Origin of the sequence: Flavonifractor sp. An92 (assembly GCF_002159175.1) — a bacterium.
GTDB lineage: Bacteria > Bacillota > Clostridia > Oscillospirales > Oscillospiraceae > Pseudoflavonifractor_A.
On the sequence record NZ_NFGZ01000002.1, the window covers coordinates 15280 to 27396 of the forward strand.

Sequence of the window (12117 nt, forward strand, 5' to 3'; positions counted from 1 at the left end):
CGGTCAAAACAGGGTCTTTTCGTTCTCGCTGAACAGCTTGTCGTTGATGGTGTCCAGCCCGGTGCCATGGAGGATGCCGTGGCTGATGATGGCATCCCGGCGGTTTTTGGGGTAGAGCTGGGCGTAGGTGGACAGCCGCAGCAGGCACTGGGTCTGTTCCAGGGTGGCGTCCAGACCGATACAGAGGCAGAGCAGCCGGTCCCGGGAGGGCTTGCGCCGCCCGGCAAAGACCTGGTGGAGATACACCTCGCTCATCCCGGACTGGCGGGCCAGGGCTGCCTTGGACAGGCGCTTGCGCTGGTAGAGCTGGCCCAGCAGTTCGGTGACGCTTTGGTTGGAAAAGTAGCGGCGGTTTTCCCGCAGGTAGGTGTCGATGTTGCTCTGCTCCATGAGCTCCTGGCTCAGGTCGCCAGTCGACTTGTACTCCATGAGCAGTCCCTCACTTTACAATTTCTGAAATGTTGGCTATACTTACTGTACAACATTTGTTCTTTTAATACAATATGCGCGCTGCATAGTGTACAAATTTTGGGGTGATTCCGATTTATAACTGGCTTAGCAATGCATTGGAGCAGGAATTTGAGCTGGTGCAGACCCGTAAAGAGAGCGCTCGGGGCAGCGTCCAGCTCATCCGCCACAAGGCCACCGGTCAGCCGTTCATCCTGCGGCGGTTCACCGGAAATTCCGAGGTCTATCAGCGCCTCCTGGACTACACCTGTCCCAACCTGCCCACCATCTTTGAGGTGGCCCGGAAGGGGGACGAGAACCTGGTGCTGGAGGAGTACATAAGAGGAGACACGCTGGATTTCCTTCTCCGGGGTTCTCTGTTTTACCAGGAGGAGACCAAGCGTGTCGTGCGGCAGGTGTGCCAGGCCCTGTGGGTGCTCCACTCCATCGGGGCAGTCCACCGGGACGTGAAGCCGGAGAACATCATTCTCCGGGGAGACCAGGCGGTCCTCATCGACTTCGACGCCGCCCGCTTCCACAAGCTGGAGGCGGAGAACGACACCCAGATCCTGGGCACCACCGGCTTCGCCGCCCCGGAGCAGTACGGTCTGTCCCAGTCCGACCTGCGGGCGGACATCTACGCCGTGGGCATCCTTATCAACGTGATGCTCACCGGGGAACACCCCTCCCGCCGGCTGGTGGAGGGGCGGATGGGCCGCGTGGTGGACCGGTGTACCCACGTCAACCCTCAGCGGCGGTATAAAAATGTGCTGCGGCTGATGGAGGCCCTGTGACGTGAGCGGGCGGACCAAGCGCTGCCCCCACTGCGGCGGGCAGCTGGCGGAGGAGGCCGCCTTCTGTCCCTACTGTGCCCGGGACATCCGCATCCGCCGGAGCGTATCGGTCCCCCTCCGCCGGTGGCTGCGGCCGGTCAAACGGGCCGCGATCCTGATGGTTTTTCTGGCGCTGGTGCTGGTGGCCGCGGCGCTCTATGAGGTACTGACCCCCAATGTGTACGACGCCTGGGGGGAGCTCACCTACACGATGGACGGAAACCCCTACCACCTGGTCCTCACTTTCCGCAACGACACCACGCCGGAGCCGGAATGCACCGTGAAGGTGGAGGAGGGGGAAAATTACGAGCGGACCTCCAAGCTCTTCATCACCCATGTGGAGACCGGGGTGGACGCGGGGCGGATGTTCGACCAGCAGATCGCATCCACCTATGTCCGGCTGATCCAGCCCGAGAACAGCCCCTCGCCGGTCACCTGGGAGCAGCCAGTCTATCAGGGCACTCCCGCCATGGAGGGACTGATGCGCTCCTATCTGACCTTTACGGACCGGAGCCTGGGCCCGGTGGAGGTGGAGTGGACCCTTTCCATGAAAAACGGCGACACCATCCGCCTGCATCAGAAGCTGAGCTTTGAGCCGGTGGAGACCCTGGACTTTTACCCCGAGGACTACCCCATGGACACCATGGAGGACCTGCGGGCCCTGGTGGACCGGATTGAGGCCGAGGTGCCCCTGCCCACGGTGGTGAATCTGTATCTGCCCCCGGTCTGGTATGAGGGAGGCCTCACCCTGGACGGGCGGCCCATCAACCTCTATGGGAGCGTGGACGGGCAGAACAGGCGCACCGCCTTCCTGGGAGCGGTGGCGGTGACGCCGGAGGACGGCAGGCAGAGCATCGTGGAAAACGTCGAATTCCGGGGCGACGGCACCGGCACCGGCCTCACAGTGGAGGCGGACGGCAGGATACGGAACTGCGGCTTCTACGGCTGGGAGACCGGGCTGCTGGTGGGTGGCGTACACTGGGCCGACCCGGTGGGCTGCTGGTTTGAGGACAACGGCGTGGGTTTCCGTTTTGACAGCGCCGGAGACTACTTCAATTACAGCTATTTTGAGGGAAACACCTTCCTCCGCAATGAGATCGCCGTGGACCTGGTGCGGGTGCCCAGAGCCAAAGAGATCAACTTCCGGAACTGCCGCTTCTCTGACAACGGCGGCAACATCCGCAATCCGTCCGGCTACCCCATCGACATTTCCTATGCTACCTTTGAATGAAAGGACTGACCTCTATGGAATATAAATGCCCCCACTGCGGCGCGGCTCTGCCGGAAGACGCCTCCTTCTGTCCCCACTGCGCCCGGAGCGTCCGGGACCGGAAAAACGCCAAGGCCCCCGCCCATCTGTGGCGGAAGGGGCTGAAATGGGTGCTGGTTCTGGCCCTGGTGGCTGCGGTGGGCGCGGGCACCTGGGCGCTGGGGTCTGAGCCGGCTGCCGGCGGGCTGCCCGCCGGGGAGATCACCCCGGTGGTCTTTCAGGAGGACGAGAACGGCATGGTCAAAGTGACCCCCGACCAGCTGCGGGAGTACTTTCCCACCCTCACCGGCATCAATTTCGACACCACCTCCACCACCAGCGACAACATCGACGACTACCTGATGGAAAATCTCCAGCTGGCCCACCTGGTGTCCTCCCGGGGGGCCGCCGGTACCGACGAGGAGTGGGGCATGTTCAGCACCCGCAGCTCCGGTACCCGGGTGTGCCTCCTTATGTTCGATCGCAACACCCACCTGATGGGCTACTTCGTCGGGGAGCCCATCCAGGTGTCGGAGGGACAGTGGCAGATGGACGTGGTGTCCTGTGACTACGACTTCACAGAGCTCTATGAGGAACAGCTCGCCGCCTTCGAGGGAAGCTGGGAGGAGGACTTTTCCAACTACATCCCGCCGGAGGAGATCGGGAGCTCCGGCGCGGTGTGGTTCCTGAACGGCTACAACACCGGCAAGGGCCCGGTGCTGCGGGAGGACGACGCCCAGATCTACCACCTGTGGGCCCAGCTCCACGGGCCGGAGCCGGAGCGCCAGTGCCGGGAGATCGAGCGGCTGGAGGAGTTCCTGCCCGACGAGGGCCGGTGGAAGTGCTATCTGCTGCTGGATGCAGACTACGACCTGCTGGGCTACACCATGCTGGACTACCAGGGGAACGGAGGCTAAGCCATGGAATACAAATGTCCCCACTGCGGGGCGGACCTGCCGGAGCACGCCGCCTTCTGTCCCCACTGCGCCCGGGATATCCATCCCCGGAGAGAGGCGAAAAAGCCGGTCCCCCTGCTGAAAAAGCTGCTGCTGGGCCTGCTCATCCTGGCGGTGTTGGCCGCCGTGGGGACCGGGCTGTGGCTGGCCTTTGGGCCCAAGAGCTACGACGGCTACGGGGAGGTCCGCTACGGGGACTGGCAGATCCTGCTCGCCCTCAATGCGGATTCCTACGCTCCTGCACCGGAGGTGACGATTCCAGGCGAACCGGAAGGCCAGTACCGGGTCCCCTCCCGGCTGTTCATCAACGACGCCCATACCGGCGAGGACGCCTCGGAGGCATTTTTGGCGGAGGTGGAGGCGGTGACGGCGGAGTTCACCGGCCAGGAGGACAGCCCTTCTCCCTTCGTATGCTCCGAGCCCGCCTACAATCCCGGCGCCCCGGAGTGTCCCCTCCTCTCCCTCATCGACTTTACCGGGGAGAGCGGAACGGCGGAGCTGGTTTGGACCTTTTCCATGAAAAATGGGGACACCCTTACCCTACGCCAGACCTATGAGGTGATCCCTATTCCGGTGTACGACTACTACCCGGAGGAGCACCCCATGGACACGGCGGAGGAGCTACAGGCCCTCATCGACTCCGTCAGCGGCCAGGTGGAGGAAGCGGCCGTGGTGAACCTTCACCTGCCTCCCATTACCTATGAAGGGGGCGTCACCATCCAGGACCGGAGCCTGAACCTGTACGGCTCCACCGAAGAGGCCGGAAACCGCACCACCTTTGCCGGTCCGGTCCGGGTGCTGGCTGCTTACAACATCACCTATTTTTACGACATGGACTTTGTGGGGAACGGCGGCGGCACCGGCCTCTCCGGCTCCGCCCCCTTTCGGGCCACCAACTGCACCTTCACCGGCTGGGACACCGCCGTGCTGGCCTACGGCACCAGCTGGGCCAACGTCATCGGCTGTACCTTCCAAAAGAACGGCATCGGCTTCCACTTCGACAGCACCGGAGAGTACGCCAACCACTCCATGTTCAACGACAATCTCTTTGAGGGGAACGAGATCGCGGTGCAGCTGGACAATGTGCCCACCGACGTGGCCCTCAACTTCCAGGGCTCGGTGTTCCGGGGCAACGGGCAGGATATCGTGAATTCCTGTCAGCAGTCCCTGGATACGTCCCAGGCCATTTTTGAGTAAAGGAGAGCACCCCCATGGAACAAAAATGTCCCCACTGCGGCGCGGACCTGCCGGAAAACGCCGCCTTCTGTCCCCACTGCGCCAAAGACATTCATGGACGAAAAAAGCCCGGGCGGCCGGTCCCCCTGCAAAAGAAACTGCTGCTGGGCCTGCTGGCGCTGGTGGTGGTGATCGCCGCAGGGGCGGGGCTCTGCTACCTGAACCGGCCCTATGAGCCCCAGGAGTACGACGGGGAGGGCGAGGTGTACTATGAGCGCGGGGACAAGACCTACCAGCTCCTGGTGGCCTGGCCCGACGACCGCACCGCCCCCGCCGCCGACATCTACCACCAGGGCGCGCCGGACGAACAGTACCGCTGGCCCTCCCGGTGGTACGTCAACGACGCCCTCACCGGCACCGACGCCTGGGAGGAGTTCGAGCCCCTGGTGGAGAAGGTCACCGTGGAGGTGGTCCAGGACGAGAACGCCGCGGATGAACTCACCGCCGGGGAGCCCAGCCACCAGGAGGACTACTCCCCCGACGCCGCCATGGTGTCCTCCCTGGACTTTACCGGCAATTCCGGTGAGCCCCAGGTGGTGTGGACCGTTCAAATGAAGAACGGCGACCTCATTCGGGTGCGGCAGAACATCCACATCACCCCCGTCATCACCCACGAGTACCACTGGCAGGACTACCCCATGAGCACGGCGGAGGAGGTGCAGGCCCTGCTGGACCAGATCGCCAACCAAGTCCCGTCCTCTGACCAGGTGCTCCTCTACCTGGCCCCGGGGACCTATGAGGGGGACCTGGCCTTCCACCGGTCCTACGACCTCTACGGCAGCACCGACGAGGGCGGGGCGCGCACCGTGTGGAAGGGCTCGATCTCCATGGAGGACGGGCACTACGAGTGGATCAACTACTTTTATGACATCGACTTTGTGGGAGACGGCACGGATATTGGCATCAACACCCCGGTGAAGGCCTGGCCCGTGGGCTGCACCTTCACCGGCTACCAGACCGGCGTGCTGGTCCGTGGGCAGGCCTGGGTGAACGTCACCGAGTGTACCTTCACCGGCAATGAGGTGGGCTTCCACTTCAATTCCACCGGCCAGTCCGCCTCCGACACCCGCTACTTCGACAACACCTTTACCGGCAACGGCACCGGCATCCTCCTGGAGAGCGTGCCTACCGACATCACCATGGTCTTTGACGGCAGTACCTTCTCCGGCAATGGCACCGACCTGGACAACCGCTGCGGCCAAAGTGTGGACACCTCCAACGCCGTCTTTTCCTGAGTTTTCATGGACAGAACAAAAGCCCGGGGCAGTTCGATGAACTGCCCCGGGCTTTTCAGCGTTGGGGGAAGGGCTTATTCCGCGTCGGCGGTGAGGAGGGCGTCGGCCCGGACCAGCAGGGAGGCCAGCTCCGCGCGGGAGGCGCTGCCCTGGGGATTCAGGGTGTTCTTACCGGTGCCGGAGAGGATGCCGCTCTCCACAGCCCAGGTCATGGCGTCGGTGGCCCAGCCGCTCACAGAGGCGGCATCGGACCAGCCGGACAGGTCGCCCTCGGGGGCGGGGCTGCCGGCGTAGCGCCACAGCATGGACACCAGCTGCTCCCGGGTGAGGGTGCCGTTCATGTTGGTGCCGTCAGACACGCCGTTCTCCATGGCCCAGGTCTGGCCGGCCTCATACCAGGTGGAGCCGGTGGTGGTGTCCACGCCGGCGTAGCGGGCGAGAACGGTGACCATCATGCCCCGGGTGGTGGTGACGGCGGGACCAAAGGCGGTGGAGCTGACGCCGCTCATCAGGCCCATCTCGGTGACGGAGGAAACGGCGTCGGCATACCAGGCGCTGGAAGCCACATCGGTGTAGTTGGCGCCGGGCAGCACGCTGGCAAAGGCGAAGTTGGAGATGAAGTTGAACTCATCCCGCTGGTGGACCTTGTTGGTCAGGGTGTTGGCGAAGAGGACCACGTTCAGGTTGGCGTTGTCCGCGCCCTTGCCCTGGTAGGAGATGGCCTGGATGGAGTCGTCCAGGAAGTCATCAAAGTGCTCGCCGTCGGCGGGGAGGAAGCCCTCCAGCAGCTCCTTGGAGCCGTCCAGCTGCACCAGCACCTGGGCGCCCTCGGGGATGGCGGCGAAGTAGCCCGCGCCGTAGCCGTAGAGGATGTTGTCGCCCTCGGCCACATAGCTGGCGGTGACGGGGGAGGCGGTGGGATAGGTCACATAGGCCAGAGCGTCCATGGCGTTGTCGCTGACGCTCTCCCACACCAGCTGGCCGTCCTGGAAGAGCTCGGTGGCGGAGCCCATGGCGTCATAGCCGCAGCCGATGTAGGGGGTGCCGCTCTTCACAGCGGCCAGCGCCTGCTCGTCCAGCTCGGCAGCGCCGATGATGAGATCGGCCTTGGAGGCGTCGTCGGTAACGGTGAAGCCCAGCAGCTCCATGGCCTGGCGGTCGTAGTTGTACTCATAGGCGCCGCTGACCAGGCTGCTCTTCACGAAGCCGGAGGTGTTGTCGGCGGGCTTGCCGGAGATGTAGACCAAGGGGGCCTTGGTGATGGTGCGGGCAGCGGGGGCCTCGTCCACACCGATGCCGGAGATCAGGTAGTCGCCGGCCACGCTCTGCCAGTCGGCGTAGGAGCACAGGAAGCTGCCGTTGTACTCGCCCTCGGTGATGACGGACACCTTCTTGCCCGCCTTCAGCAGAGCGTTGACGGCGGCGGTGGAGTCCTCGGAGGCATTCACCAGGATGACCTGGGCATCCTTCACGCCGGTGAAGGAGGAGGTCAGGGTGGACAGGTAGGCCTGCGCGTCCTCGTAGTCCATGGCGTCGCCGCAGGCGGCGGAGATGGTCTCGTAGGCGGCGGGCTCGGCGCACACGGCCATGTCGAAGCCGCGGGTCTTGTTGAAGGCGGTGATGCCCTCGGAGTAGAGGACCGGCCAGCCGGTGATGACGGTGCCGTCATACAGCACGCCGTTGGCCACGCTGCGCTTGGCCTGGTACATGGAGACGATCAGGGTGCCGGCGGGATACTCCACGCCGTCATAGGTGAAGGCCTTCTCAGTGAGATTCACCTTCACGCCGTTGCGGGTCAGGTACTCCATCATCTCAGCGGCGTCCTGCAGGTTGGACTGGTTGGCGCCGTCCATGGGGATGATGTAGCACTCGGGGTAGAAGTTGCCGTTCTGGCCCTCGCCGTCGTACTCGGGGCGGAAGATCTCAGCCTCGGCGCCCTCCACGTCGTACTGGTCGCAGAACCACTGGCCCACCAGCTCATAGGCGTCGGAGTTGGCGTTGGTCACGCCGCGCTCGAAGATCTTGGTCTGGTTCAGGAGGTAGCTCTCCTTGTTCTGAGCCACATAGTTGGACTGGCCCAGCGCGCCGTAGGCCACCAGGTCGGTAGCGGCGTCGTTATGGCTGGGCAGCTCCACCGTGTAGGCCAGAGTGCCGTGGAGCATGGAGTACTGGGGGGTGTAGCTGGTGGACATGTCGTCCCAGGGGTCCAGCCACTGGGTCTGATAGGAGCCGTCGGCGTTGGTCTCGCCGGTGTAGGACAGGTAGTCCCGCTGGGGCATGGAGTAGCTGTTGAAGGTGTCGTTGTTGGCTACCGCCGCGATGCCCAGAGCCTCGCCGCCGGACACCAGGTTCTCGGCCAGCAGGTCGTACTCAAAGTTGGGCTCGTGGGGAGGATCGCAGGGCTCGCACTGGAATTCCTTGTGCTGGCCGTGGAACTCGGTGAAGCTGACGGGGTTCCACTCTGCGATGAGCTGGGTCATGTTCTGGGTCTCGGCCTGGGTCTGGAAGGAGTTGTCGCGGTTCAGGTCGAAGCCGCCGGAGGAGGTACGGGTCACATAGGTGCGGCCCTCCACGTTCTCCTCGGGCACGATGAGGAAGAACACGTCGTCCAGGAGCTCGTCCATGTTCACGTTGACGGTCTCCACATTATAGTACTTCTCCAGGTCCAGCTTGGAGGAGGTGGTCCAGGGGGAGACAGGGCCCTCCTCGTCGGTGGCCTTGAGGAAGCCCAGGTAGGTGCTGTCCTCCGCCACCAGGTCGGGGACGGCGATGCTGCCCTCCTGGCCGGCGGGGCCCATCTGCTCGGCCAGAGTGGCCTCGCCCTCGGCGGTAAAGCCGGTGAGGTTGTCGTAGGAGATGGTGTTGCTCTCGCTGGCGGCGGCCTCCACCAGCATCCAGGCGAACTTCAGCACGCCGTCGGGGGCGGCCACCTCATTGGCGTGGACGTTGGAGTAGAGCACGGGGACCTGATAGTCGCCCAGGGTGCCGTTCTCGATCTTCTGGATGAGGGCGGAGGGATCGTTCTCGGCCTGCTCCTTGATCTGCTGCCACTTCTCCACCGCGGCCTTGCTCTTGGCCACGATCAGATAGGGCATGTCCAGGCTCTCCATGCCGTTGTCGCCCTGGCTCATACCCATGGACTCCTGGACCACATAGAGGTCGGTGTTCTCCTCGGCGAAGGCCACCAGCTCGTCCATGCTGTCGTAGATCTCCTGCATGGTGTTGAAGTCGTCATAGGGGGTGATCTTGACGCCTTCCACCGCGCCCAGCACGGTGCCGTCGGCGGCGGTGGCGGTCAGGTCGTACCAGCCGCACAGGTCCAGATAGGTGCCGCCGTTGGTCTGGTAGCCCCGCAGGTTGTTGGGCAGGTCGGCGAAGAGGTCATAGTAGTAGTCGTTGGCAAAGGTCACCTTCAGATAGACCTGGCCGTTCTGGGTGACTGCCTCGGTCTTGACGTCGGTGAAGAGGTGGCCGGTACCGTCCTTCAGGGTCCAGGAGTCCAGAGGACCGCCCTGGGTGTGGTTGGGGAAGAGCTCCGGGTCCACATAGCCGGAGGCCTCGTCGTAGTCCAGGGACCAGACCACCGTCTCAGCGGCGGCCTTGGCCTCCTCCTCGGTCAGGTCTACCGGGACCATGGCCTGGAAGGTGCGGGCGTCGCACAGGCTGATATAGTTCTCGCCGCCGTCGCCGGAGGTGTTCTCAAACGGGGCTGCGGGAGTGGTGCTGTCCTCTGCGGCGGCCGCGGAGACCACGCACAGAGACAGCAGGAGGGCCAGCGCCGTCATCAGAGACAGCAGCCGCCCAAGGGACGTTTGCTTGTTCATTCCGTTCACCATTCTCTCTCTCAAAATATCGGATACAACCGATTGTTATGCTAAGAATGGTACCACCGGTGTTGGATGGTGTCAAGTATAAAAATGCATAAAACTGAAATATCAACGAATTTATTTTCTGTTATACAGAAAGGTGATGAATATTCTGGATATGAGGGAGGGGATGGCCCGGGCTGTGACGCGGCGGGGACTTGAAGTGGTATGGAGACCTTCCACGTCCCACTGGATGGGCTCCATGCCCAGGGAGCGGATGGCGGAGATGACCTGATCGTTGTACTCGCCAAACGGCGGGCGGATCAGGGTGGGCCGTACGCCGGTGACAGCCTCGATCTTGTCGTTGCAGGCCTCCACCTCATCACAGATCTGCTGGGTGGAGAGGGAGTTGAAGTGGGGGTGGGTGTCCGAGTGGTTCATCACCTCGTGCCCCGCATCGTGGAGGGCCTTCACCGACTCAGGGTATTTGTCCACCCACTCGCCCACCACGAAGAAGGTGGCCTTCACCTGATATTTCTCCAGAATGTCGATGAGCTGCTGGGTATCCTCGTTCCCCCAGGGTGATGGAAGATTGCGGCCCAGAGCGGGAGGGCATCCTGTGGAAAAGAATATGCCCGGAACTCTGGCCGAGACCAGAGTTCCGGGCATTTGACGTTATCCGCAGTGGGCGGCGATCTCCCGGTTGACCCGCCGGCGCAGGTCCAGGAGCCAGGCGTCCGACTTGGGGTAGACCTTGAAGGTCAGGGGCTCTCCCAGACCGTCCTCAATGAGCTCCAGGACGTGCTCCCGGCTGGTGAGGGACTCCAGCAGGCGCAGGGCCCGCAGGTCGCACAGGGCTTCATAGAACACCATCTGCCGGATGGACTCCTCCGGCGCGCCGTCAGGGCCGGGGTACACCAGGAAGGGGTCCCCGGAGGGGAAGGCGTAGTCGGCATCGGTGACCTGATAGGGGTCGATGTGCCGGTAGGAGAACTGGCTGTTGTAGAAGTTGTAGCCCCAGTGGAGGAAGCCGATGATGTCGAACTTGTAGAGCTGGACGCCGATAATCCGGTTACGGGCCGAGGGCATGGCCATAAAGCGGTTGGAGACCTCCACGCACTGTCCGGTGCAGTAGTAGGTCCACATGTCGGTGAGGCCGTGGGCCAGGAATTCCTCGATCTCGTTGTTGCCGGGGATGGGCTTTTTTACCAGACCGTGGCGGTAGAACTCATAGCTGGACAGGGCGTCGAAGGTGAGGAAGCCGTCCAGATAGCCGTCAATGGACTCCTTGGCGGCCCGGTAGCTCTCCAGGTGCTGCTCCCGGGGCTCGTCGGAGAGGTGGAAGTAGGTGCGCTCGGCGATGCCCTCCTCCCGCAGGACCGCGGTGAGCTGGGGCAGCAGCTGGTGGAGGAAGGCGGTGTAGGCCCCCACCGCGCTGGTGTGCCAGCCGAAGATGGTCTGCTGCTCGCCGTCCACCGTGGCCACCACCTTGGGGGGATAGACCGCCCCCCACTGGGAGAAGAGATGGCTCATCTCGAACCACTCCATGCCGTAGGAGCGGCAGAAGTGGATCCAACGGCGCAGGAGGGAGAAGTCGAACTCGTACTGGTCCTCTCCCGTCACAGTCACGCCCACCAGCTGGGTGGTGGTGCGCTCCTCTCCCACGGCGGTGTCCAGGGGCAGGGTGAAGAGGGGGGTGAGGATCATGTTGCCCCCGCGCTTGCGGTACTGCTCCAGGAAGCGGCCCAGCACCGGCCAGAATTCCTCCGAAAAGGGCTCCAGGTGGTAGTAGTCACACAGACAGTCGGTGTGCAGCCACTCCGTGTGGATGAGGGTCTGGGGCGGCAGAGCGGCGGGGAGGACGGTAATGCGGGTCTCCACCGCGCAAACCTCCTCCTCATCCTTTACCAGCGCGGCCTTGATGGGCACGGTGCCGGCGGGAAAGTCCTCCGGCACCTCCAGGTCCACCCACACGCTGCGCCAGCGCTGGGCGCAGACGGTGACCTTGCCGTCCTCCAGGTCCCGCAGCAGGTCGGGATAGAGGCCGGAGGCGGTGCTCAGGTAGTTGTCATCGGTGCGTGTATTGCAGGCCTTGCCCACGGGGACCAGCTCCACGCTGCGCACGCGCAGATGCTCCGCCGCCGGAGAGTCCAGGCGCAGCTTCAAAATCTCCTTGCGGAAGCCGCTGCCGATGTAGGCGATCTGGAAGGACACGGTCTCCCCCCGCAGGGCGGTCAGAGCGGTGCACTCGGGCCGGTAGACCGGCTCCTGGTCGGGAAACACCTTCTCCAGCGCGCTGAGGAGCTTCATCCGGTACACAGCGGGCTGCATGAAATCAGGCATGGGAATTCCTCC

9 protein-coding genes are annotated in these 12117 nt (G+C 63.6%); 5 read left to right on the plus strand and 4 right to left on the minus strand.

Annotated elements, in window-relative coordinates; translation table 11 throughout:
• Positions 1 to 3: 3 nt before the first annotated feature.
• Complete coding sequence (locus tag B5G43_RS01750; RefSeq protein WP_087258427.1) at positions 4 to 429, minus strand: helix-turn-helix transcriptional regulator; 426 nt, start codon at positions 427 to 429, stop codon at positions 4 to 6.
• Positions 430 to 587: 158 nt separating this feature from the next.
• Between B5G43_RS01750 and B5G43_RS01755 the strand changes: the two genes are divergently transcribed.
• From B5G43_RS01755 to B5G43_RS01775, 5 genes are read left to right on the plus strand one after another with little or no spacing between them, the layout of a single operon-like run.
• Complete coding sequence (locus B5G43_RS01755; protein ID WP_242960419.1) at positions 588 to 1241, plus strand: protein kinase; 654 nt, start codon at positions 588 to 590, stop codon at positions 1239 to 1241.
• Position 1242: 1 nt separating this feature from the next.
• On the plus strand, positions 1243 to 2511 hold the full coding sequence (locus B5G43_RS01760) for a zinc ribbon domain-containing protein (protein ID WP_087258433.1): 1269 nt from the start codon (positions 1243 to 1245) through the stop codon (positions 2509 to 2511).
• A 14-nt stretch (positions 2512 to 2525) separates the two neighbouring features.
• On the plus strand, positions 2526 to 3446 hold the full coding sequence (locus B5G43_RS01765; protein ID WP_158097328.1) for a zinc ribbon domain-containing protein: 921 nt from the start codon (positions 2526 to 2528) through the stop codon (positions 3444 to 3446).
• 3 nt (positions 3447 to 3449) lie between these two features.
• On the plus strand, positions 3450 to 4682 hold the full coding sequence (locus B5G43_RS01770; protein WP_087258439.1) for a zinc ribbon domain-containing protein: 1233 nt from the start codon (positions 3450 to 3452) through the stop codon (positions 4680 to 4682).
• A gap of 14 nt (positions 4683 to 4696) precedes the next feature.
• Positions 4697 to 5956 carry a zinc-ribbon domain-containing protein gene (locus B5G43_RS01775; RefSeq protein WP_087258442.1) on the plus strand — a complete coding sequence of 420 codons (1260 nt, stop codon included), beginning with the start codon at positions 4697 to 4699 and terminating at the stop codon, positions 5954 to 5956.
• A gap of 74 nt (positions 5957 to 6030) precedes the next feature.
• On the opposite strand, the gene B5G43_RS01780 is transcribed toward B5G43_RS01775, so the two are convergent.
• The 3 genes from B5G43_RS01780 to B5G43_RS01790 all read right to left on the minus strand — a co-directional run bounded on the left by B5G43_RS01780 (position 6031) and on the right by B5G43_RS01790 (position 12105).
• Positions 6031 to 9780: a M14 family metallopeptidase gene (locus tag B5G43_RS01780; protein WP_087258446.1), complete on the minus strand. Its 3750-nt coding sequence runs from the start codon at positions 9778 to 9780 to the stop codon at positions 6031 to 6033.
• A gap of 120 nt (positions 9781 to 9900) precedes the next feature.
• Positions 9901 to 10431, minus strand: coding sequence for a polysaccharide deacetylase family protein (locus B5G43_RS01785; protein WP_087258449.1), 531 nt, complete (start codon positions 10429 to 10431; stop codon positions 9901 to 9903).
• 6 nt (positions 10432 to 10437) lie between these two features.
• Positions 10438 to 12105, minus strand: coding sequence for a DUF4091 domain-containing protein (locus B5G43_RS01790; RefSeq protein WP_087258452.1), 1668 nt, complete (start codon positions 12103 to 12105; stop codon positions 10438 to 10440).
• Between the last annotated feature and the right edge of the window lie 12 nt (positions 12106 to 12117).